The organism is Streptomyces sp. 35G-GA-8 (assembly GCF_023534745.1).
In the GTDB taxonomy this organism is placed as follows: domain Bacteria; phylum Actinomycetota; class Actinomycetes; order Streptomycetales; family Streptomycetaceae; genus Streptomyces.
The window spans coordinates 1-22,817 of the sequence record NZ_JAMHJQ010000011.1 but is presented as its reverse complement, the minus strand read 5'-3'; the positions used below and the strand labels follow the sequence as shown (position 1 = coordinate 22,817).

The 22,817-nt window shown below is 70.5% G+C and carries 20 protein-coding genes and 1 pseudogene; 12 read left to right on the top strand and 9 right to left on the bottom strand.

The window, feature by feature from the left end:
* The first annotated feature begins 81 nt into the window (after nucleotides 1-81).
* From M1203_RS24925 to M1203_RS24910, 4 genes are all read left to right on the top strand, one after another.
* Nucleotides 82-1,395, top strand: coding sequence for a S1 family peptidase (locus M1203_RS24925; RefSeq protein ID WP_249952038.1), 1,314 nt, complete (start codon nucleotides 82-84; stop codon nucleotides 1,393-1,395).
* A gap of 107 nt (nucleotides 1,396-1,502) precedes the next feature.
* The gene (locus M1203_RS24920; protein WP_249952037.1) at nucleotides 1,503-2,264 is read left to right on the top strand and encodes a DeoR/GlpR family DNA-binding transcription regulator; all 762 of its coding nucleotides are present in this window, start codon (nucleotides 1,503-1,505) and stop codon (nucleotides 2,262-2,264) included.
* A gap of 68 nt (nucleotides 2,265-2,332) precedes the next feature.
* On the top strand, nucleotides 2,333-3,280 hold the full coding sequence (gene pfkB, locus M1203_RS24915) for a 1-phosphofructokinase (RefSeq protein ID WP_249952036.1): 948 nt from the start codon (nucleotides 2,333-2,335) through the stop codon (nucleotides 3,278-3,280).
* A gap of 82 nt (nucleotides 3,281-3,362) precedes the next feature.
* On the top strand, nucleotides 3,363-5,432 hold the full coding sequence (locus M1203_RS24910; RefSeq protein WP_249952035.1) for a fructose-specific PTS transporter subunit EIIC: 2,070 nt from the start codon (nucleotides 3,363-3,365) through the stop codon (nucleotides 5,430-5,432).
* Between the two features lie 79 nt (nucleotides 5,433-5,511).
* Here M1203_RS24910 and M1203_RS24905 read toward each other — a convergent pair whose 3' ends face one another.
* Together M1203_RS24905 and M1203_RS24900 are read right to left on the bottom strand one after the other, a co-directional pair.
* Nucleotides 5,512-6,360, bottom strand: a complete 849-nt coding sequence (locus M1203_RS24905) for a DUF6227 family protein (RefSeq protein ID WP_249952034.1) — start codon at nucleotides 6,358-6,360, stop codon at nucleotides 5,512-5,514.
* Between the two features lie 146 nt (nucleotides 6,361-6,506).
* Nucleotides 6,507-7,538: a P1 family peptidase gene (locus M1203_RS24900; RefSeq protein ID WP_249952033.1), complete on the bottom strand. Its 1,032-nt coding sequence runs from the start codon at nucleotides 7,536-7,538 to the stop codon at nucleotides 6,507-6,509.
* A gap of 154 nt (nucleotides 7,539-7,692) precedes the next feature.
* Here M1203_RS24900 and M1203_RS24895 point away from each other — a divergent pair, with 154 nt between their 5' ends.
* Entirely contained in the window at nucleotides 7,693-7,917 is a 225-nt protein-coding gene (locus M1203_RS24895) for a hypothetical protein (RefSeq protein WP_249952032.1), read from the top strand.
* A 28-nt stretch (nucleotides 7,918-7,945) separates the two neighbouring features.
* Here M1203_RS24895 and mscL read toward each other — a convergent pair whose 3' ends face one another.
* From mscL to M1203_RS24865, 6 genes are all read right to left on the bottom strand, one after another.
* Nucleotides 7,946-8,509, bottom strand: a complete 564-nt coding sequence (mscL, locus tag M1203_RS24890) for a large conductance mechanosensitive channel protein MscL (protein ID WP_249952031.1) — start codon at nucleotides 8,507-8,509, stop codon at nucleotides 7,946-7,948.
* A gap of 213 nt (nucleotides 8,510-8,722) precedes the next feature.
* Nucleotides 8,723-9,238, bottom strand: coding sequence for a hypothetical protein (locus M1203_RS24885; RefSeq protein WP_308404902.1), 516 nt, complete (start codon nucleotides 9,236-9,238; stop codon nucleotides 8,723-8,725).
* Nucleotides 9,239-9,560: 322 nt separating this feature from the next.
* On the bottom strand, nucleotides 9,561-10,394 hold the full coding sequence (locus M1203_RS24880) for an S-methyl-5'-thioadenosine phosphorylase (protein ID WP_249952029.1): 834 nt from the start codon (nucleotides 10,392-10,394) through the stop codon (nucleotides 9,561-9,563).
* Nucleotides 10,395-10,507: 113 nt separating this feature from the next.
* The gene (locus tag M1203_RS24875) at nucleotides 10,508-10,894 is read right to left on the bottom strand and encodes an FmdB family zinc ribbon protein (protein WP_249952028.1); all 387 of its coding nucleotides are present in this window, start codon (nucleotides 10,892-10,894) and stop codon (nucleotides 10,508-10,510) included.
* Between the two features lie 66 nt (nucleotides 10,895-10,960).
* A complete protein-coding gene (locus tag M1203_RS24870; RefSeq protein WP_249952027.1) occupies nucleotides 10,961-12,352 on the bottom strand; it encodes an MFS transporter in 1,392 nt (463 codons plus the stop codon).
* Nucleotides 12,353-12,689: 337 nt separating this feature from the next.
* Nucleotides 12,690-14,240: a potassium/proton antiporter gene (locus M1203_RS24865; RefSeq protein ID WP_249952026.1), complete on the bottom strand. Its 1,551-nt coding sequence runs from the start codon at nucleotides 14,238-14,240 to the stop codon at nucleotides 12,690-12,692.
* 258 nt (nucleotides 14,241-14,498) lie between these two features.
* On the opposite strand from M1203_RS24865, the gene M1203_RS24860 reads away from it, so the two are divergent.
* A complete protein-coding gene (locus M1203_RS24860) occupies nucleotides 14,499-17,375 on the top strand; it encodes a penicillin acylase family protein (protein ID WP_249952025.1) in 2,877 nt (958 codons plus the stop codon).
* Between the two features lie 48 nt (nucleotides 17,376-17,423).
* Here the strand turns inward: M1203_RS24860 and M1203_RS24855 are convergent, their stop codons facing one another.
* Nucleotides 17,424-18,026 carry a 5-formyltetrahydrofolate cyclo-ligase gene (locus M1203_RS24855; protein ID WP_249952024.1) on the bottom strand — a complete coding sequence of 201 codons (603 nt, stop codon included), beginning with the start codon at nucleotides 18,024-18,026 and terminating at the stop codon, nucleotides 17,424-17,426.
* Between the two features lie 103 nt (nucleotides 18,027-18,129).
* Between M1203_RS24855 and galU the strand changes: the two genes are divergently transcribed.
* The 6 genes and pseudogenes from galU to M1203_RS24825 form a co-directional block, all read left to right on the top strand.
* Nucleotides 18,130-19,032: a UTP--glucose-1-phosphate uridylyltransferase GalU gene (gene galU, locus M1203_RS24850; RefSeq protein WP_249952023.1), complete on the top strand. Its 903-nt coding sequence runs from the start codon at nucleotides 18,130-18,132 to the stop codon at nucleotides 19,030-19,032.
* Between the two features lie 3 nt (nucleotides 19,033-19,035).
* Nucleotides 19,036-20,370, top strand: coding sequence for a gephyrin-like molybdotransferase Glp (glp, locus tag M1203_RS24845; RefSeq protein WP_249952022.1), 1,335 nt, complete (start codon nucleotides 19,036-19,038; stop codon nucleotides 20,368-20,370).
* Between the two features lie 72 nt (nucleotides 20,371-20,442).
* The gene (gene moaC / locus M1203_RS24840) at nucleotides 20,443-21,009 is read left to right on the top strand and encodes a cyclic pyranopterin monophosphate synthase MoaC (RefSeq protein WP_249952021.1); all 567 of its coding nucleotides are present in this window, start codon (nucleotides 20,443-20,445) and stop codon (nucleotides 21,007-21,009) included.
* A 110-nt stretch (nucleotides 21,010-21,119) separates the two neighbouring features.
* Entirely contained in the window at nucleotides 21,120-21,593 is a 474-nt protein-coding gene (locus M1203_RS24835) for a molybdenum cofactor biosynthesis protein B (RefSeq protein WP_283959023.1), read from the top strand.
* Nucleotides 21,590-22,228: a GNAT family N-acetyltransferase gene (locus tag M1203_RS24830; RefSeq protein ID WP_249952019.1), complete on the top strand. Its 639-nt coding sequence runs from the start codon at nucleotides 21,590-21,592 to the stop codon at nucleotides 22,226-22,228. The genes M1203_RS24835 and M1203_RS24830 overlap by 4 nt, the downstream gene beginning before the upstream one ends.
* A 137-nt stretch (nucleotides 22,229-22,365) precedes the next feature.
* Nucleotides 22,366-22,817: pseudogene (locus tag M1203_RS24825) on the top strand (hypothetical protein); the annotation flags it as partial.

Below are 22,817 nucleotides of genomic sequence, written 5' to 3'. Positions count from 1 at the left end.
CCCCGTATCAAGGCCCATAGCGCCCAGCGCGTTTCGTCTGCTGCCGACGAGCGGACTCCGTTCCCCACAGGAGGTCACGAGTTGAGCCACAAACGCATACCCAAGCGGAAGATCGTCTTCGCTGGGGGAGGCGCCGCCGCCGTGGTGGCGGCCGCGATTCTGCTGCCCCAGGCCAATGCCTCGGGGACCGGATCCGACCCCACTCCGGCCCCGGCGCCCAAGACTCTGAGCGCCTTGTCCGCGGGGGACTTGGCCTCGCGGATCGCCGCGCGGCTGGGTCCGGCCTTCGCCGGTGCCTACTACGACAAGGACAGGCAGCAGGTCATCATCAATGTCGTCGGCGACGACAGCGACGACAGCGACGACAGCGATATGCGTGCCGAAGTCGCCAGGTCGGGAGCCGTGGTGCGAAGCGTCAGGAACAGCACGGCCCAACTGAAGTCCGCCGCGGCGACATTGCGGCAGCGGGCCACCATTCCGGGCACCGCGTGGGCCGTCGATCCGAGGACGAACCAGATCCAGGTCACGGCGGACCGTACCGTCACCGGCGACGAGTGGGACCGGATCGAGTCCACGGTCAGGTCGTTGGGCGCGGACACGGCGCGTATCAAGAGGTCCGCGGGCGAGTTCAAGACCGTCGCCGCGGGCGGTGACGCCATCTTCGGCGGCGGCGCGCGCTGCTCGCTCGGCTTCAACGTCATCGACGGCAACGGCGCGCCTGGCTTCCTCACCGCCGGCCACTGCGGAGTCGCCGCCGCCGCGTGGTCGGACGCCGCGGGCGGGGCGCCGGTGGGCACCGTCCAGCAGGCGACCTTCCCGGGCGAGGGCGACTTCGCGTTCGTCGGTTACGACGACGCCACCACCGAGGCTCCGAGCGCGGTCGACACGGGCGACGGACAGCTTGTGGAGATCACCGGCGCCGCCGAGGCCACGGTGGGCCAGGCGGTGATCCGTATGGGCAGCACCACCGGGCTGAGCGACGGCTCGGTCACCGGCCTCGACGCCACCGTCAACTACGCGGAGGGTACGGTCACCGGCCTGATCCAGACCGATGTCTGCGCGGAGCCCGGCGACAGCGGCGGCCCCCTCTTCACCGCGGACGGCAGCGCCATCGGTCTGACCTCCGGTGGCAGCGGCGACTGCACGGTCGGCGGCGAGACGTTCTTCCAGCCCGTGACCACCGCGCTGGCGGCGGTCGGCGCGCGGATCGGCGACGGGTCGGTGGGCGACGGTTCCGTTGGGGACGGGTCTGTCGGTGACGGGTCTGTCGGTGACGGGGCTGTCGGCGGCGCGTCCGACGAGGGTGCCGCCGGCAACGACGACGGCCCCGCCGGGCACGAGGGCGGCGAGGGAGCCGTCGACTACGGCGGGAGCGCGACCGCCGAGAACGGCTGACGCCCGACTCTGTCCGTACCGTGCCCGGATCTGTTTACTTTCTGGAAATCTTGGCGTAGCGTCTCGCCGAAACCACAGGTTCGGGCACGGAATGGACGTAAAACCACATGTACGCACCGGAGCGACAGCAGGAGATCCTGCGCCTCGCCCGCGAGGGCGGCCGCGTCGATGTGCTGTCGCTGGCCGAGGAGTTCCAGGTCACCGCCGAGACCGTACGGCGTGATCTCAAGGCCCTGGACAGGGCCGGGCTCGTACGGCGTGTGCATGGTGGGGCCATACCGGCCGGGCGGCTCGACTTCGAACCCGATCTCGCGGAGCGCGAGTCCACCGCCGCCGACGAGAAGGACCGTATCGCGCACGCGGCGCTCGCCGAGCTGCCGGAGGACGGCAGCGTGATCCTGGACGCCGGTTCGACCGTGGCGCGGCTCGCGGCGGCGCTGCCGCTGGAGTGCGGGCTCACCGTCGTCACCCACGCGCTGCCCGTCGCCGCCCGCCTGGCCGACCACCCGGGCATCGATCTCCATCTCGTCGGGGGCAGGGTGCGGCACCGCACGCGCGCCGCCGTCGACGCCTGGGCCCTGCGCGCGTACGGCGAGATCCGCGCCGATGTCGTCTTCCTCGGCACGAACGGGTTCTCGCCGGAGGGCGGTCTCACCACCCCGGACCTCGCGGAAGCCGCGGTCAAGCGCGCGCTCGTCGGCGCCGCCCGGCGGGTGGTGCTGCTCGCCGACTCCGCGAAGCACGGCCAGGAGCACTTCGCGCGCTTCGGCGCTCTCGCCGATGTCGACCTGCTCATCACCGACAGCGGGCTCAGCCCTTCGGACGTCGCGGCGGTAGAGGCCGCGGGCACCGAAGTGCTGTGCGTCTAGCCATGCGAGCAGGAGCTGTGCGAGCAGGAGCTGTGCGACCAGTAGCCGTGCGACCAGGAGAGCGCCGCATGATTCTCACCGTCACCCCGAACCCGAGCCTGGACCGTACGTACGAGGTCCCGGCCCTCGACCGAGGCGAAGTGCTGCGGGCCACGGCCGAGCGCATGGACCCCGGCGGCAAGGGGGTCAATGTCTCGCGGGCCGTCGCCGCGGCGGGCCGGCGTACGGTCGCCGTACTGCCGCTCGGCGGCGCACCGGGCGCGCTCGTCGCCGAACTGCTCGCGGAGCAGAGCATCGAGGTCGCGCCGGTGCCGGTCGCCGGCGCGACCCGTTCGAACATCGCGCTCGCCGAGCCGGACGGCACGCTGACGAAGATCAACGCGCCGGGTCCAGAACTGACGGCCGTCGAGTCCGAGTCGCTGCTCTCCACGATCCGTACGCACGCGGGAGCGGCCGCCTGGATCGCCTGCTGCGGCAGTCTGCCGCGCGGTCTCGCACCGGAGTGGTACGCGGAGCTGGTCGCCCGCGCGCATCGCGCCGGAGCCAGGATCGCGCTGGACACCTCGGGCCCCTCGCTGCTGGCCGCCCTCCGGGAACGGCCGGACGTCGTCAAGCCGAACGCCGAAGAGCTGGCCCAGGCCGTCGGCCGCCCCCTGGCGACGGTGGGCGACGCGGTCAAGGCCGCGGAGGAGCTGCGGACCTTCGGCGCCGGGTCCGTCCTCGCCAGCCTCGGCGCGGACGGCCAACTGCTGGTCTCGGAGGCGGGGACGTACTTCGGCTCCGCCGCCGTCGCCGCGGTACGCAGTAACGTCGGTGCGGGCGACGCCTCGCTGGCCGGTTTCCTGGCGGCGGGCGGCGAAGGCCCCGACGCTCTCGCGTCCGCCGTCGCCCACGGCGCGGCGGCGGTGCAGCTGCCGGGCAGCGTGATGCCGTCGCCCGCGGACCTGGACCCGTCGGCGGTCACGGTGACCGCGGACGTCCCGCTGGACCGTCCTCTCACGGAGCCCGCTTCATGATCCCGCCCCCGTCCCCATCCCCGTCCCCTGCCTCCTCTTCCACTCACCTGACCCGCGCGACAAGCAAGCGAAGGAGCCCGCGATGAGCGACATGATCACCGCGGACCTGGTCGACCTCGACCTGGCCGCCGAGACGAAGGAAGCCGCGGCCCGCTCGCTGGCCGAACGGATGGTGGCCCTGGGCCGGGTCACCGACCTGGACGGCTTCCTGGCCGATGTGGCCGCGCGCGAGGCGCAGATGCCGACCGGACTCGACGGCGGCATCGGTATCCCGCACTGCCGCAGTGCCCATGTCAGCGAACCCACGCTGGCCTTCGGCCGCTCGGCACGGGGCATCGACTTCGGAGCCCCGGACGGCCCCGCGGATCTGATCTTCCTGATCGCGGCCCCGGCCGGTGCCGACGACGCCCATCTGACGATCCTCTCCGCCCTGGCGCGGCGCCTGATGAACGAGGACTTCACGACGGCCCTGCGTACGGCGACGGACGCGACCGCGGCGGCATCGCTGATACGTGGCGAGGACGCCGCGCGGCCCGCCTCCGAGCCGCGACCCGAGCCGGAGCCGGAGCCGGTGCCCGCCACGCCTGCCGGATCCGCCGCGTCTGCGGCCGAGGAGCCCGAGAAGTCCCCCGCCCGCGTCTTCCGGATCGTCGCCGTCACCTCCTGCCCCACCGGGATCGCCCACACCTATATGGCCGCCGAAGCGCTGGAACAGGCCGGGCAGCAGGCGGGCGTCGAGATGGCCGTCGAGCCGCAGGGGTCCGCCGGATTCAACCGGCTCGACCCCGCCGTCATCGCCGCCGCCGACGCCGTGATCTTCGCCCACGATGTGCCGGTACGGGAGAAGGAGCGGTTCGCCGGGAAACCCACCGTCGACGTAGGCGTCAAGGCCGGCATCAACCGGCCCGCCGAACTGATCGCCGAGGTACGCGGCAAGGCGGAGCGCGGCGAGGTCACCGGTACGGCGAGCGACCACGCCTCGCCCGTGGACAACGCGGGCGGACCGGGCGAGGGCTACGGCACCAAGCTGCGTAAGTGGCTGATGTCCGGCGTGAGTTACATGGTTCCGTTCGTGGCCGCGGGCGGGCTTCTGATCGCCCTCGGCTTCGCCATCGGCGGCTACACCATCAACAAGGCTCCTTCCGTAGCCGAGCACTTCATCTGGACGGACCACACCAGCTGGGCCGCCCTGCTGTTCCAGATCGGCGGCCTGGCGTTCAGCTTCCTGGTACCGGTCCTCGCGGGCTATATCGCGTACGGGATGGCCGACCGTCCCGGTCTGGTGCCCGGCTTCGTCGGCGGCTCCATCGCCCTCACGATCAACGCGGGCTTCCTGGGCGGCCTGGCCGCCGGTCTGATCGCCGGTGGCACGGTGATGGCCATCCAGAAGCTGAGGGTCCCCGCCCCGCTCCGCGGCATCATGCCGGTCGTCGTGATTCCGCTGATCTCCTCCGCGATCGTCGGCTTCCTGATGTTCCTGGTGGTCGGAAAACCCATCGCCTCCCTCCAAAAGGCGCTGACCGACTGGCTGTCCGGTCTCTCCGGCGCCAACGCGATCATCCTCGGTGTCGTTCTCGGCTTGATGATGTGCTTCGACCTGGGCGGCCCGCTGAACAAGGTCGCGTACGCCTTCGCGGTCGGCGGCCTCGCCAACCCCAACGAGGGCAGCCTCAAGGTCATGGCAGCCGTGATGGCCGCCGGCATGGTCCCGCCGCTCGCCATGGCGCTGGCCACGACCGTACGCGGCAGGCTGTTCACCCGTACCGAACGGGAGAACGGCAAGGCCGCCTGGGTGCTCGGTGCCTCCTTCATCACCGAGGGCGCGATCCCCTTCGCGGCCGCGGACCCGCTGCGGGTGATCCCGTCCGCGATGGCGGGCGGCGCGGTCACCGGCGCGCTGTCGATGCTCTTCGAGTGCACGCTCCGGGCCCCGCACGGCGGCATCTTCGTGATCCCGCTGATCGGCAATCCGTTCCTCTACCTGATCGCGATCGCGGCGGGTACGGCGGTGAGCACCGGGCTGGTCATCCTGCTCAAGGAAGCCCGCAGGACGGGCCGCCCGGACCGGACGGCGGACGCCGGGAGCACCGCCGATGGCATCACCGGTGACGGGGGACCTGGCGCGGACGCCAAGGTACCGGTGGCCGCCTGAGCCGGGTCCTCGTGGTCGTACGTCGCCCACCCCTGACGGCGTACGACCCGCCCCGTCGCACCCCCGTCCTCACCTCATGTCATCTCACCTGCGCGCGGAGCTCCATGGCTTCGCGCGCGAGGTGTTCCGTCTCGTAGACCTCGCACATATGACGGCCGTCCGGAGTCGCCGTGTGCTCCACCTCCCACAGACTCGTCTCGCTGCCGTCGATCAGCAGGAACGCGTGCTCGTAGAGCATGAACCCCGCGTCCTTGCCCTCGACCTGGCACTGTCTGCCGAAGACCTGCGTGATGTGGTGCGCGAACGCCGTCCGCAGCAGCCGCGCGGTCTCCTCGCCCGGCCGGTCGGCGTTCTCGGCCCGGCGCAGCACCCGGCGGGCATGGTCCGGGGAGTTGTCGGGCGAGTACATCCGGTGCCGTGGAACCGGGGTCGACGGCATGGCCCGCAGACCGCGGAGCAGGGCGAGATGCGCGTCGATCTCGGCCGTGCGCTCGGACTCCAGCTCCGCGAGCAGACCCGCCGCGACATCGTCCATGGGCGGCCCGTCCGGATCGCGCACGGCCTCCGGGCCCGCCGCCCCGTCGTCGGAGAGCCGTGGCGCCTCGGGGCTGCCGGGACGGCAGAGACGGGCCGCGGCCAACTGCGCCTCGGACTCCTCCGCGTACAGCTCGTGCGACCGCGCTTCGTCCCGGCCGGTGTTGTGCACCAGCTCCCAGAGACTGAGTGCGCTGCCGTCGACGAGCAGATACGTGTGCCGGTACGTCTCGCGGTGCAGCCCCGCACTGTGGTGCGCGGAGCACAGCGAGCTGGCGTGCGCCAGCGCATGGCTCAGTCGCTCGACCAATGCGTCCGGCAGGTCGAAGGAGTTGAGTGCCCGACCCAGGAGTCGCTCGAGGTGCGTCTCGGTTGTCTCGTAAGGATCGTTCAAGATGGGTCTCCAGGCCGTCGCCACATGTCACTTGGTGATTGCATAACGTAGTGCCTAGGGCTGACATCGCGTCCTAAGTTTGAGAAAACGAAGGGGGCGTACGTGAAGTTCCCGCGCGCCCCCCGCCAACTCGGTGACTACGCCGGTCAGTCGAGCCGGTACAGCTCCCGGTACGACGGGAAGGTCCCGCCGGGCCCCGCCACACTCTCCGCCGCCACGACGGCGGACACGATTGCCCTGGTCACAACGTCAGCTCCGGCCGCCAGTACCTCATTGAGGGCGAGCGGATCGCGCTCGGCGAGGGGGAGTTGACCCGTCGCCAGGGCGAAAACCGTATCCCCGTCGTTGAGCAGATGCACGGGACGGACGGCGCGCGCGATGCCGTCGTGCGCCGTACCCGCGAGCTTGTGCGCCTGTGCCCGGGACAGTTCGGCATCGGTCGCGACGACGGCGAGCGTGGTGTTGAGCGGCGGGGGTCCGTTCCGCTCGCGCAGCTCGGCCAGCCGCCGCTGGGCCGCCTCGTGGACCTCGGGCGCCGGGTACGCCGTACGGCCGTTGAGGTAGCGCCCGTACAGCACGCCCGTCAGCGGATCGATCGCGGAACCCGCCGCGTTGGCCACGACCAGGGCGGCCACGGTGATCCCGGAGTCCAGGACCAGGCTCGCCGTACCGATCCCGCCCTTGACCGGGCCGACGAGAGCGCCCGTCCCGGCGCCCACACCGCCCTCCGCGACCGGTGCCCCGCTCGCCGTACCGGCCGCCGCCTCCACCGCCGCACGGCCCGTCGCCGCGTCCGGCCGGACCCGCCAGTCGCCCCCGCGCCCCAGATCGAAGACCCCGGCCGCCGGCACGACCGGCACCACCTGGGACGGGTCGGGACCGACCTGGATGCCGCGCCCGCGCTCCTCCAGCCACGCCATCACCCCGGATGCCGAGTCGAGCCCGTACGCGCTGCCGCCCGTCAGCACGATGGCCTCGACGCGCTGGACGATATTGCGGGGATCGAGGGCGTCGGTCTCCCGGGTGGCCGGCCCACCGCCCCGTACGTCCACCGCGGCCACCACCCCGCCCTCCGGGGCGAGCACGACGGTGGTGCCGGTCAGCGCCCGGTCCCCGGTCACTCGGGCATGCCCCACCCGCAGGCCCGCCACGTCGGTCAGTGCGTCATTGGATGTCATGAACCCTCATCCGTACCACGGTGGTCCGCGCTCCCGGCACGTGTCACCCCCACCCCCACGGTCGCCGCCCCCGGCCCGGACGCGAGAACCGCCCGAGCTCTTCCTCGCATCCGCCGCCGTCACGGTGGGGACCGCGCGCCCGTACCCTGGAGCCATGAGCACCGCCCCCACCCCCGAGCCTCCGGCAGCGGAGCAGTCCCCGTCGGCCCAGCCGTCCCGGCCACCCCGCCCCAATCCGGCGTTGATCTTCGACGATCCGCTGGACCAGCAGTCGACGGACGACACGGACCGTGGCTGGGGAGACCGACCCGGCGGGGGTGGTGACAGCGCGGCCGATCTCGCCCGCTTCCTGGACGAGAAGCCGCCCCACCACCTCTGACTCTGACCAGCCGTGCGGCGATCAGCCGCTACGAATTTCCCTGCCCTGGATTGGTCGTCCCCGGGGTGGCCTGGCCGCTGGTGGTCTGACCGGCGGTTGCCTGTCCCGCGGTGGTCTGTCCAGGGACGGCCGTGCCCGGCCCGCGCTGCGCGATCAGAGTGTCCCTGATCTCCTTCAGCACCTCCAGCTCGCTGACGTCCACGGCTTCCTGAACCTCCTCCTCGGCGGCCTGCTGCCTGGCCCGCCTGGCGAGGTACTTGGACATCGGCAGGACCATCAGGAAGTACACGACGGCCGCCGTGATCAGGAACGTGAGGACCGCGCTCAGCACCGTTCCCCACATGATCGGAATGCCGCTCACGACCTCGCCCGCGTCGTTCGTCTCGCACGGCGACTTCAGGCATGAGCTGTACTTGTTCAGATCCTGGGTGCCGAACGCGCCGACCACCGGGTTGATCAGACCCTTGACGACGGAGTTCACCACATTCGTGAACGCCGCGCCGATGACCACCGCGACCGCGAGGTCGATCACGTTGCCGCGCATCAGGAAGGCCTTGAAGCCTTCCAATACGCTCTCCTTCTCCTTGCTCACGAGTGAGCCTTTCTTCGCATGTGCGGTAGAGGTGACAATCAGCTTCGCAACCTACGGCAGCGCGTGCCCACACTGTCCAATCCGCAGACGCGATCAGGCGACCCCACAGCTCGCCAGTGCGAGTGCGAACGCGCCGACCCAGCGCCAACCGACCCCGTACGAACCGACCCCGCACGAACCGACGCCCGACGAGCCGGCCCCGCACGAGCAGGCTCAGCACAGCGTCACCGCCAGCCGCGAGGTGGCGCCCGCGGCGGCCAGCTCCGTGGCGGTCGCGCGTGGAACGGAGAGGACAAGGAGCGCCCCGCCGTCCCCGGTGTCCACGACGGTCTCCCGTGTCCTCGGAACCTCGATCACCCGGGCGCCCGAGGCCACCACCCTCGCCTCCGGCGCCCCCTCCGCGGCCGCGATCACATCCACGCGGTCTCCTCGGCGCAGCAGCCGGACCGTCGCCCCGTCCGCGATACGGACCGGCGCGGACACCATCTTCGCGGCCCGCTGAGCGCGGGACGACTGGGACGGATTCGCCACCGCCACGGCGCCGGGTGCCCCGGACTCCGCGCGGGCGCCGGCATCCGCCGCCGCACGGACGGATCCTCCCGCTCCCGCGGTGGCCAGCGCGGCAGCCGTCATGGCCAGTCCGGCCGCCGTCGCACGCCGCCGCCTGGACAGGGCTCTGCGCAGCCGTCGGCCCGAGCCTCGCACCCGCACCGGATCGAAGGGCGGCACTCCGCACGGCTCGGGCGCGGCGGGTGAGGGGAGAGGAGAAGGAAAGAGTGAGGAGAGCGGGGAGGGGACGGGCGAAGAACCTGGAACTGGAAGAGGAGGAAGCGACGGATCATGCGAGAAGGAACGGGACATGGCAACCACCTGCCGTGAGGAGTTCTGCGGTCGCTCCTCACGATGCACGGTCCGTCACGATCCCGCTGCGGGTTGTGGATCAGTCACCGATTGTGGACAACTTCCCCACCCGCCCGAGTGGTTCAGGCGGGCATCGCCGCAATTCCCGGTTTCTCGCGCATGGTTCGCGAGGGGGCCGGGCACATCGTGATCAGGGCAGCTCGATCCCGGTGTCGATCCCGTCCAGAGCGTGCGAGCACAGACAGTCGCGCGTCTCGCTCGCCTGCAATCCGCCCACCGCGTCGAACAGCACCGTGCGCAGCCGGTCGACATTCGAGGCGAAGACCTTGAGGACCTCCTCGTGGGAGACCCCCTCGCCCGTCTCCGCGCCCGCGTCCAGATCCGTCACCAGAGTCATGGAGGTGTAGCAGAGCCCCAGTTCACGAGCGAGTACGGCCTCGGGGTGCCCGGTCATCCCGACCACCGACCAGCCCATGGCCGCATGCCACCGCGACTCCGCCCGCGTCGAGAAACGCGGGCCCTCGATGACCACCAGCGTCCCGCCGTCCACCGGCTCCCAGTCGCGCCCACGCGCCGCCGCCAGTGTTGTCCTGCGTCCCTCGGGGCAGTACGGGTCGGCGAGCGAGATGTGCACGACCTTCGAGGTGCTTCCGTCCGGAAGCGGCAGCCCGTCGTAGTAGGTCTGCGTGCGCGCCTTCGTACGGTCCACCAGCTGATCGGGCACGAGCAGCGTGCCCGGCCCGAACTCCGGCCGCAGCCCGCCCACGGCACACGGTCCCAGAACCTGCTTCACACCGACGGAACGCAGTGCCCACAGATTGGCGCGGTAGTTGATGCGGTGCGGCGCGAGGCCGTGGGAGCGTCCGTGCCGGGGCAGGAACGCGACCTGTCGGCCGGCGATCTCGCCGAGGAAGAGGGAGTCACTTGGGGGTCCGTAGGGAGTCTCCACCTCGACCTCGGTCACATCCTCCAGAAAGGAGTAGAAACCCGAGCCACCGATCACGCCGATCTCTGCGTTCGCCATCCGATCACAGTAGCGGTACTCGCCCGCGCATACGCGAAAGACCCCGGCCGTTCAAAACGGCGGGGTCCCCACGAAACGGAAGCCAAGAACCAAAGAAAAAGAGAAGGGAGGCGTCAGGCGGCGGAGGAACCGCTGGAGCTGCTCGACGAGCTGGAGCTGGAGCCCGAACCGGACCCGGAGCCGCCCGAGGAGGAGCCCGAGCCGGAGGAGGACGAGGCCGACGCCGGGGCCTTGGACTCCGACGACGAGGACGACTTCGTGTCCGCGGAACCCGAACCGGAGCCCGAGGAGCCCGTTGAAGCAGGCGCGCTGCTCGACGAAGAGCCACGACTGTCGTTCCGGTAGAACCCGGAGCCCTTGAAGACGATGCCGACCGCGGAGAAGACCTTCTTCAGGCGTCCTTGGCAATTCGGGCACACGGTGAGGGCATCATCGGTGAACTTCTGCACCGCTTCAAGGCCCTCGCCACACTCGGTGCACTGGTACTGATAGGTCGGCACTTGCTCCTCCTGGCACTCTCACTCAATGAGTGCTAACGACGCTCCATACTGACGTATTCCGCGCGATCAGTCCACTGCCATCGGCACGCGGTGACTCATCGCACGCGTGGAGACCCGCCCGGAGGCCGTCGGGGTCAGCCAGGAACGCAGAGTGACCAGCGTGACCAGCGCCAGCGCGGTGCCCACCAACGGCACCAGGAAACCGGCGCTCGCGCCATGGGCGTCCGCCAGCTGTCCGGCGACGGTGACCGCCGCGGCCTGGCCGAGCGCGACGGCGCCGGTCAGCCACGTGAACGCCTCGGTACGGGCGGAAGCGGGCACCAGCGACTCGACCAGTGTGTAGCCCGTGATCAGCGCGGGCGCGATGCAGAGACCGACCAGCAGTCCCAGTCCGGCGAGCAACGGCACCGAGTGCACCGCCCACAGCGCCGACGCGGCCAGCGTCAGCCCCGCGTATCCGACCACCAGCCTGGGCTGTGGCCCGATCTTCCAGGCCACAGCGCCGCAGACGATGCCGGCGAGCATATTGCCCGCCGCGAAGACGCCGTACAGCAGACCGTTCACGCCGGGGTTGCCGATCTCCTCGGTGAACGCGGTCAGCGAGACCTGCATCCCCCCGAAGACCGAACCGATCCCCAGGAAGGAGATGGCGAGGACCCGCACCCCGGGCACGGAGAGCGCGGAGGCACGAGGCTCGGCCGGGCCGGCTTCCCCACGTCGGACGATCTTGGGCTGGGTACGCCGCTGAGCGGCGAAGAGCAGCCCGCCGACCAGAGTCAGCACGGCTTCGGCGATCAGTCCGGCGGCCGGGTGGACGCCGGTGCACAGCGCGGTTGCCAGCACCGGACCGATGACAAAGGTGAACTCGTCCGTCACGGACTCGAACGCGGCGGCCGTCGGGAGCAGCGACGCGTCGCCGCCGGAGCGGGAGCCGGCGCTCGAACCGGCGCTCGAAGCAGAGCTTGAACCGGAGGGGCTGTCAGAGGGGCCCCCGGAGGGGCTGCCTCCCAGCACGGCGGCCCAGCGTGACCGGACCATGGGGCCGATCTGCGGGACCGAGGCGCCGGTCGGGACGGCGGCGAGGAACAGCGCCCACAGCGGGGCGTCGGTGAGCGCGAGCACGATCAGGGCCGTGACGGACGCCGTGTGCAGCAGCACGCCCGGGACGAGCACCGCGCGCTGCCCGAACCGGTCGGCGAGCTTCCCGCCCTGCGGCGCGAAGAGCGCCATGGAGACACCGGTCACGGCGGCGACGGCGCCCGCGCTGCCATAGGAGCCGGTCGTGTGCTGGACCAGGAGCACGATGCCGATCGTCAGCATCGCGAAGGGCTGCCGGGCGGCGAAACCCGGCAGCAGGAACGTCCAGGCGCCTGGCGTGCGCAGCAGCCGCCCGTATCCGGGACGGGGCGTCGCGGCCGGGGCGGCGTCCTCGGTGGTGTCGACCGTGTTGTGGGACACGGTCCTTGCCTTTCCGCCGCCTGGTAGCGCGCCCCCGGATGGACGGGCGCCGCCGAGAGCTGTCCTCTTGCGCGGAACTGCGGTAGATACCAGGGCCCACATCGGGGAACGCCACGGCCGCCATACGGTCGCGCCAGCACTGCGTCAGGCAGAGTTGGTCGATCAAATATGCCTTCATCGTACAGGCACGAACACCACGCCACCTGGGAAAGGAGTGAACATCATGAACGCGCGCCTGCGATTACGGACGGAGGGTGCCCCCGGTCCCGGTGCCCGTCCCGGTCCCGGTGCCCGTCCTGGTCCCGGGACCGGTTCGGACACCGGTTCGGGCGCCGGGTCAGACACCCGTTCCGGCCCCCGCCCCCGCCCCCGCACCGGCGCCAGTCCCCAGCCAGTCGGCCAGCTTTCCGCCCTGTCCGACCGCCCGAAGCCGTCGCTCGGCGGCGTCCCGTACCGGATCGGTCGCGACGACCAGGAGCTCGTCGCCGCGGCGCAGTACGGTCGCCGGCTGCGGTACGAAGCTCTTGCCGTCCCGTACGACCAGGGTCACCGCGGAGCCGGCCGGCAGCCGCAGTTCTCCGATCTCCACGCCGTGCATCTTCGAGTGCGCGGGGATCGCCACGGAGAGGAGATGGCCGCGCAGCCGCTCCAGCGGCGCCGACTCGATGCCCAGGTCGGCGGCCTCGGCGGGGTCGCCGAGCCGCAGGGCCTTGGCCAGCCAGGGCAGCGTCGGCCCCTGGATCAGCGTGTAGACGACGACCAGGATGAAGACGATGTTGAAGATCCGGAGGCTGCCCTCGATGTTCGACACCATCGGGATGGTCGCCAGGATGATGGGCACCGCGCCGCGCAGCCCGGCCCAGGACATCAGCGCCTGTTCCTGCCAGGGGATGCGGAACGGCAGCAGGCTGATCAGCACGGCCAGGGGCCGGGCCACCACGGTCAGTACGAGACCGACGACGACCGCGGGCAGAAAGTCGTCTCCCAGTTCGTGCGGGGTCACCAGCAGCCCGAGCAGGACGAACATGCCGATCTGCGCGATCCAGCCCAGCCCCTCCGCGAACCCGCGGTTGGCCGGGGCGTGCGGCAGCTTGGAGTTCCCCAGGATCATCGAGGCGAGATAGACGGCGAGGAAGCCGCTGCCGTGTGCCGTGGCACCGATCGCGTACGCCGAGACGGCGATGGCCATCACGGCGATCGGGTACAGCCCGGAGGCGGGCAGGGCCACATGCCGCAGCCCGAAGGCGCCCGCCCAGCCCACGGCGAGTCCGACACACGCGCCGATGGCCAGTTCCAGCGTGATCTCGCCGACCAGCACGTACCAGTGCTCGACCGGGCCCGCAGCCGAGAGCGCGACCACCATGATCACGACAGGGGCGTCATTGAAGCCCGACTCGGCCTCCAGAGCCCCGGTCACCCGGGACGGCAGCGGCACCTTGCGCAGCACGGAGAAGACCGCCGCGGCATCCGTCGAGGAGACGACCGCGCCGACGATCAGCGCCTGCCGCCACTCCAGGCCGATCAGATAGTGCGCGGCCGAGGCCGTCACCCCGACGCTCACCGCGACCCCCACGGTGGAGAGCACGGCGGCGGCGGGCAACGCCGGTTTCACTTCTTTCCACTTGGTGCCCAGACCACCCTCGGCCAGGATCACCACAAGGGCGGCATATCCGATTACCTGCGTCAGTTCGGCGTTGTCGAACTTGACGTGAAAGAGGCCGTCCTGCCCTATGACGACCCCGATCCCGAGATACAGCAGCAGGCTGGGGAGCCCGCTCCGGGAGGAGATCCGGACGGCCGCGACCGCGATCAGCAGCACGAGAGAGCCGATCAGCAGGAGTTCGTTGAGATGGTGGACAGACAGCGGCCGATCCTTCCCCTCGCGCATGCCGGATCGTTCCTCCGGCAGCCGGTACTTCGTTACCTTACCTAATCTTTAACGTTTTCTTGACGCTTTCGATCGCCAGTACGAGCCGATGTGATCTGTGCCTCCCTTTCGGCCGCTGTATGGCGGGAACCATGGCGTGATCACATGTGCGATCGTCCGACGAGTCGCACTACATGACACCGCGTCCGGGACGATGAACGGCTGCGCCTATGGTTGCTCCAGCATTCCCAGGACCACCCTGCCCCTCGAAGGACAGCGATGCCCGCCAACACAGCCCCCCCTTCCGCCAAAAAGAAGGGGCGACGCGCCCGTCTGATCGTGATCGTCCTGGTGCTGGCGCTCGTCGGCGGCGTCGGCTACGGCACGTACTGGGGCGTCAGCACGGTCCGTGCCTCCTTCCCCCAGACGACGGGGACGCTCGAACTCGAAGGCCTCTCCGATCGCGTGGACGTCAGACGCGACAGCTACGGCATCCCGCAGATCTACGCGGACACCGACGAGGACCTGTTCCGCGCCCAGGGCTTTGTCCAGGCGCAGGACCGCTTCTGGGAGATGGACGTCCGGCGCCATATGACCTCCGGCCGGCTCTCCGAGATGTTCGGCAAGAGCCAGCTCAAGACCGACACCTTCCTGCGCACCCTCGACTGGCACGGGGTGGCACAGCGCGAGTACGACACCAAGCTCTCGGCGGAGACCAAGAAGAACCTCCAGGCGTACGCGGCCGGCGTGAACGCGTATCTGGAGGGCCGTGACAGCGAGGACATCTCCGTCGAGTACGCCGCGCTGAGCTTCACCAATGACTACAAGCCCGAGAAGTGGACGCCCGTCGACTCGGTGGCCTGGCTCAAGGCGATGGCCTGGGACCTGCGCAGCAATATGCAGGACGAGATCGACCGCTCGCTGCTGACGAGCCGGCTGAGCGACCAGCAGATCGATGACCTGTACCCGTCGTATCCGTACGACCGGAACAAGCCGATCGTGAGCGAGGGCGGGATCGACTCGATCACCGGCAAGTACGACCCCGAGGCCGAGCCCAGCGACGCCGCGGGAAGCGGTACAGGCACGGGTACAGGCACGGGCTCAGATCTCGGCACGGGCACCGGGACCGGCATCGGCACCGGCACCGGCACCGGCACCGGCACTGGGACCGGCACCGGCACGGGCACCGGGACCGGCACAGACGTAGGCACCAGCGGCGCCGACAGCGCCTCCGACGCCACCTCCGGCTTCAACTCCCAGCTCGAAGCGCTCTCCGGCACGCTCGACGAGATCCCCGAACTGCTCGGCCCGAGCGGCAGCGGCATCGGCTCCAACTCCTGGGTCGTCTCCGGCAAGTACACGACAACGGACAAGCCGCTCCTCGCCAACGACCCGCATCTCGCGCCCCAGCTGCCCTCGCTCTGGTATCAGATGGGTCTGCACTGCCGCAGCGTCTCGGCGACCTGCCAGTACGACGTGGCGGGCTACACGTTCGCCGGAATGCCCGGCGTCATAATCGGCCACAATCAGGACATCGCCTGGGGCTTCACCAACCTCGGCGCCGATGTGACCGATCTCTTCCTGGAGAAGGTCAACGGCGACTCCTACCAGTACGGCGACAAGGAGAAGCGGTTCAAGACCCGCGAGGAGACGATCAAGGTCGCGGGAGGCCAGAGCAAGACGATCACTGTCCGCTCCACCGACCGCGGCCCGGTGGTCTCGGACCGGGACAGCGAGTTGGTGAAGGTCGGCGAGAAGGCCCCGGTCGGCGACGTCGCCCCGGACCGCGGCTCCGGCTACGCCGTGTCGCTCCAGTGGACCGCGCTCCAGCCGGGCAAGTCCATGGACGCGGTCTTCGAGCTCAACAAGGCCAAGGACTTCGGCCAGTTCCGCAAGGCCGCCGAACACTTCGAGGTCCCCTCGCAGAACCTCATCTACGCCGACACCAAGGGCAACATCGGCTATCAGGCGCCGGGCAGCATCCCGATCCGTTCGGACGGGTTCGACGGCCGGACGCCGGCTCCCGGCTGGGACCCGAAGTACCAGTGGAAGGGGTACATCCCCTTCGATGAGCTGCCGTACGAGTACAACCCGGAGCGCGGCTACATCGTCACCGCCAACCAGGCCGTCGTCGACTCGAAGAAGTACCCGTACCCGCTGACCGAGGACTGGGGCTACGGCGCCCGCAGCCAGCGGATAAACGACCTGATCGAGTCGAAGATCAAGGACGGCGGGAAGATCTCGACCGACGACATGCAGACCATGCAGATGGACAACACCAGCGAGATCGCGAAGCTGCTGATGCCCTATCTGCTCAAGATCGATATCGCGGAGCCGTCCGTACGCGAGGCGCAGAAGCTCCTCGAAGGCTGGGACTACACCCAGGAGCCCGACTCGGGCGCCGCCGCCTACTTCAACGCGGTCTGGCGCAACGTCCTCAAGCTCGCCTTCGGGAACAAGCTTCCCAAGGAGGTACGGGTCAAGGGCGAGTGCCTGAACGTCCGTCCCGCCGACAGCACAGGCCCGGCGGACGACGACGTCCCGTTGGTACGTGAGTGCGGCCAGCGCGCGCCCGACGCCGCCCAGCCGGACGGCGGGGACCGCTGGTACGAGGTCGTGCGCGGCATCATCAAGGACGAGGACAACGCGTGGTGGAGCTCCCCGGGCAGCCGCAGGGACGACGCCACCAAGACCCGCGACAAGCTGCTTGAGCGCGCCATGGAGGACGCTCGCTGGGAGCTGACCGCCAAGCTCGGCAAGGACGTCTCCAGCTGGAGCTGGGGCCGGCTGCACCAGCTCCAGCTGGACAACCAGACCCTCGGCACCAGCGGCCCCAGCATTCTGCGGCAGATGCTCAACCGGGGCCCGTGGAACCTCGGCGGCGGCGAGGCCGCGGTCAACGCGACGGGCTGGAACGCGGCGGGCGGGTACGAGGTCGTGTGGGTGCCTTCGATGCGGATGGTCGTCAACGTCGGCGACTGGGACAAGTCCCGCTGGATCAATCTGACGGGCGCCTCGGGGCACGCGTACAGCCCGCACTACACCGACCAGACGGACAAGTGGGCCAAGGGCGAGCTGCTCGACTGGTCCTTCACGGTCAACTCGGTGGAGCGCGCGACGAGCGACAGGCTCACGCTTGAGCCGCCCAGATCCTGACGCCGCCGGTCGTCGAAGCGTTCCGACGCCGCCGTTCGTCGCAGCGCTCTAACGCTGCTGGTCGTCGAAGCGCCTGACGCCCCCCGGCGTCACCACGGCCCGTACGGGGTGGTCGTGCGGTTCCTCAGGGACTCGCGCGACCACCTCGTTCTCGTACAGCAGGACGGTCAGCGCGGGTTCCGCTCCGGCGCGGGCCAGCCGCCCGAGGACCCGGTCGTACGAGCCGCCGCCCCGCCCCAGCCGCATCCCGCGCCCGTCCACCGCGAGGCCGGGCAGCAGCACGACCTCCGCGTCCAGCACCGCGTCCACGCCGAGCCGGGTACCGTCCGGCTCCAGCAGCCCCCGCCCCGCGGGGGCCAGCCGGTCCCCGCCCTCGTACTCCGCCCAGTCGAGGTCGTTGTCCGCCAGGAGCACCGGCAGCAGGACCCGTACGCCCCGCGCGCGCAGCGCGTCGAGCAGCGCGCGCGTGCCCGGCTCGCGCCCCACCGAGACATAGGCGGCCACGGTACGGGCGCGGGCGAGTTCCGGCAGATCGAGCGCACGCCGCGCGAGAACCGCCGCGGTTTCCCGGACGTCCTCATGGGACAGGAGCGCTCTCGTGGCGAGGAGTTCGCGGCGCAGCGCTGCTTTTCCGGTCATGTCATTGCTCATCATTACGCACCGGACATCACAAACCTCGCGTCTGATCATTTATGAAACGAAAGTTAACCGGAGTATCATCTTCCGCCCATACAGCGCGGATAGGGTGCTCCGCATGACTCACTCGTCCTCCCGGATCACCAAGGCTGTCATCCCCGCCGCGGGCCTCGGCACCCGGTTCCTCCCCGCCACGAAGGCCACTCCCAAAGAGATGCTGCCGGTTGTGGACAAACCCGCGATCCAGTACGTGGTCGAGGAGGCCGTGGCCGCCGGGCTCTCCGACGTCCTCATGGTGACCGGCCGCAACAAGCGTCCGCTGGAGGACCACTTCGACCGGAATTACGAACTGGAGGAGGCGCTTACCCGGAAGGGGGACGCCGGCCGTCTCGCGAAGGTCCAGGAGTCCAGTGACCTCGCCACCATGCACTACGTGCGTCAGGGCAACCCCAAGGGCCTCGGCCACGCCGTGCTCTGTGCCGCCCCGCACGTCGGTGACCAGCCCTTCGCGGTGCTCCTCGGAGACGACCTGATCGACCCGCGCGACCCGCTGCTGTCCCGCATGGTCGAGATCCAGGAGCGGGAGGGCGGCAGCGTCATCGCGCTGATGGAGGTCGACCCCCAGCAGATCCACCTCTACGGCTGCGCCGCCGTGGAGCCCACCGGTGACTCCGATGTGGTCAAGGTGCACGATCTGGTCGAGAAGCCCGAAACCGCCGACGCCCCCAGCAATTACGCGATCATCGGCCGTTATGTCCTCGACCCCGCCGTCTTCGAGATACTGCGTCAGACCGAGCCGGGCCGCGGGGGTGAGATCCAGCTCACCGACGCGCTCCAGCAGCTGTCCGTGGACGAGAAGGTGGGCGGACCGGTCCATGGCGTGGTCTTCAAGGGCCGTCGTTATGACACAGGTGACCGCGGCGACTATCTGCGTGCCATTGTCAGACTCGCATGCGAACGTGAAGACCTGGGCCCGGACTTCCGTGCCTGGCTCCGCAGTTATGTCAGCGAGGAGATGTAGCACTTGAGCAGCACGGCAGAATCGGTACCGGCCGCCGGCCACGAGCGGCTCTGGTCGGTGGACGACCATCTCGCGGACATCCTCGCCGCGGTCCATCCGCTCGACCCCATCGAGCTGCAACTGCCCGACGCCCAGGGCTGTGTGCTGGTGGAGGACGTCACGGTACCGGTGGCTCTGCCGCCGTTCGACAACAGCTCCATGGACGGATACGCGGTCCGCACGGCCGATGTGGCGGGGGCCACCGACGAGTTCCCGGCCGTGCTGACCGTTATCGGCGATGTCGCGGCGGGCAGCGGCGCGTTGCCCGAGGTCGGCCCCGGGCAGGCCGCCCGGATCATGACCGGCGCCCCGCTGCCGCCCGGCGCCGAGGCCGTCGTGCCGGTGGAGTGGACCGACGGCGGCGCGGGCGGCGCCGCGGCCACCGCGATGCGCCCCGCCGGCGCCGGTGGTGAGGGCGCGAGCGGTGAGGTACGGGTGTTCCGCTCGGCCGAGGCGCGCGCCCATGTCCGCTCGCGCGGCAGCGATGTGCACGCCGGAGACCTGGCCCTGGAGGCGGGCACGGTCCTGGGGCCGCCGCAGATCGGTCTGCTGGCCGCCATCGGCCGCGGTTCGGTACGGGTCAGACCCCGCCCGCGCGTGGTCGTGCTCTCCACCGGCAGCGAGCTGATCCAGCCCGGCGAGGAGCTGGGAGAGGGCCAGATCTACGACTCGAACAGCTTCGCGCTCACCGCCGCCGCCCGGGACGCGGGCGCCATCGCCTACCGTGTCGGCGCCGTCACCGACGACGCCGACACGCTCCGCGCCACCATCGAGGACCAGCTGATCCGCGCCGACATGGTCGTCACCACGGGCGGTGTCAGCGTCGGGGCGTACGACGTCGTCAAGGAGGCGCTCTCCACCGTCGGCGACGAGGACGAGCCGGGCGGCGGTGTCGACTTCCGCAAGCTCGCCATGCAGCCCGGCAAGCCGCAGGGCTTCGGCTCGATCGGCCCGGAACACACCCCGCTGCTCGCCCTCCCGGGCAATCCGGTCTCCTCGTACGTCTCCTTCGAGCTGTTCGTCCGCCCCGCGATCCGCGCTCTGATGGGCCGCGAGGATGTGCACCGCCCCGTTGTCCGGGCGACTCTCGCGGCCGGCAAGACGCTGTCGTCCCCGGCGGGCCGCCGGCAGTTCCTGCGCGGTACGTACGACGCCGAGGAGGGCACGATCACCCCCGTGGGCGGGGCCGGTTCCCATCTCATCGCCGCCCTCGCCCATGCCGACGCGCTGATCGTGATCCCGGAGGAGTCCGTCTCGGTGGAGCCCGGCACGGACGTCGACGTCGTCCTGATCGGCTGATCGCCACGCGGTGGCGGTACCGTGTCTGCCCACACAGGCCCCGTCGGGCCCGGACCGGGAGCGCCACAGCGAATGACTGTGTTTTCCCGGGGGGAGACCCCCGGACCCCCTCAGCAAGGCGGCTTGACGCATATCGACGAGTCGGGCGCGGCTCGTATGGTCGACGTCTCGGCGAAAGAGGTCACGGCGCGCGTCGCGCGCGCCAGCGGCCGGGTGCTGGTCTCGCCGCGCGTCGTCGAACTGCTCAGGGGCGGGGGAGTGCCCAAGGGGGACGCCCTCGCCACCGCGCGTATCGCGGGCATCATGGGTGCCAAGCGGACCCCCGACCTGATTCCGCTCTGCCATCCGCTCGCCGTCTCGGGGGTCACGCTCGATCTCTCGGTCGCGGATGACGCCGTCGAGATCCTCGCGACGGTGAAGACCACCGATCGCACGGGCGTCGAGATGGAGGCCCTGACCGCTGTCTCGGTGGCCGCGCTGACCGTGGTCGACATGGTGAAGGCGGTCGACAAGGGCGCGGTCATCACGGACGTACGGGTCGAGGAGAAGACGGGCGGCAAATCGGGCCACTGGACCCGCCCCGAGGCGGAGGTGCCGCCGGAGGCGGCGGTCTCCGAGGCGGACGGAGGCACGGAGTGAGTACGCCCGCGAGAAGCGGGGGCCCCGGGCCCGAGCGGCAGTCCGCCGCCCCGTCGCCGTCGTCCCCCTCCCCGTCGTCCCCTTCTCCGTCCACATCCACGTACCGCGCCTTGGTCGTCACGGCGTCCAACCGCGCCGCCGCCGGCGTCTACGCCGACACGGGCGGCCCGATCCTCGCCGACGGCCTGACCGCGCTGGGCTTCGCGGTCGACGGACCGAAGGTCGTCCCCGACGGGGATCCGGTCGAACAGGCCCTGCGCGAGGGCGTGGCAGCCGCGTACGACGTCATCCTGACCACCGGCGGTACGGGTATCTCCCCGACGGACCGCACCCCGGACGCCACCCGGCGCCTGCTCGACTACGAGATCCCGGGCATCCCGGAGGCGATCCGCGCCGAGGGCGCCGCGAAGGCCCCCGCAGCCGCTCTCTCCCGTGGTCTGGCGGGTGTCGCGGGGCGGACCCTGATCGTGAACCTGCCGGGCTCGACGGGCGGGGTACGGGACGGTCTCGCCGTACTCGGCCGGCTGCTCGTCCACGCCGTGGACCAGATCCACGGCGGCGATCACCCCCGTACCTCCGGATGAACCCGGCCTGGCCCGTGACGCTGGTGGACGGCGAGATCACCCTCCGCCCCATAAGGCTGCGCGACCAGCGCGCCTGGCGTGAGGTGAACCGCCGCAACCGCGACTGGCTGCGGCCCTGGGAGGCGACGATCCCGCCACCGCCCCCGGGCGGTCCGATCGCCCAGCGCCCCACCTACCGTCAGATGGTCCGCCATCTGCGCGGCGAGGCCAACGCCGGGCGGATGCTGCCCTTCGTCATCGAGTACCAGGGCAGGCTCGTCGGCCAGCTGACCGTCGCGGGCATCACCTGGGGCTCGATGTGCTCGGGCCATATCGGCTACTGGGTGGACCGCGAGGTCGCGGGGCGCGGGGTCATGCCGACCGCGGTCGCCCTCGCGGTGGACCACTGCTTCCGCATGGTCGGACTGCACCGCGTCGAGATCTGTATCCGTCCGGAGAATGGTCCCAGCCGCCGGGTCGTCGACAAGCTCGGATTTCGCGAGGAAGGGCTCCGGCCGCGCTATCTGCATATCGACGGGGCGTGGCGGGACCATCTCGTCTATGTGCTCACGGCCGAGGAGGTGCCCGACGGACTGCTACGGCGCTGGCGCAGGGCCCGACGAGGTGCGACCGGCAACGATCATAAAATGAAATAAGTGTTCGATATTGATTGACATATGGCCATAAAGTGATGTGGACCATCACAAAAAAAGTCAGTGCTATCAGCTAGATCGTGCGACACACCGGCTCAATTGGCGGATGCCCTCGTGCGAACCCCTCTACGGTGTGAACCGTGAGCAGCAGCGGCCTCATCTACGCAGTCATCGTCGGGGCCTGGGCCGCCTACTTGGTGCCGATGTGGCTCCGCAGGCAGGACGAGCTCAATGAGGCACGCCCGACGGAACGCTTCAGCACCGCCATCCGGCTGCTGTCCGGACGGGCGGCCATGGAGCGCCGTTACGCCAAGGAGCTTCAGGTGCGCACCGCCGAGGAGGCGGGGCCCGACGGTGAACCGGACAGCCGTACGGAGTCGATCAGCTCCGTCGACGTCCGGGCCTTCTCCGCGCCCCCGGCCCGTACCGAGGCCCGGATGGAGATCCGCCCGGACGTCCCCGCACCGGCCGGGTCAGGGGCCGCGCGCCCGGCGCCCCGTCCCGCCCCGGCGTCCCGCCCGGCCCCCGCGCGCCCCGCGTCCGGCCGTTCGGCCCCCGCTCCCGAGCGGCGCGCCCCCGAGCGGCGCGCACG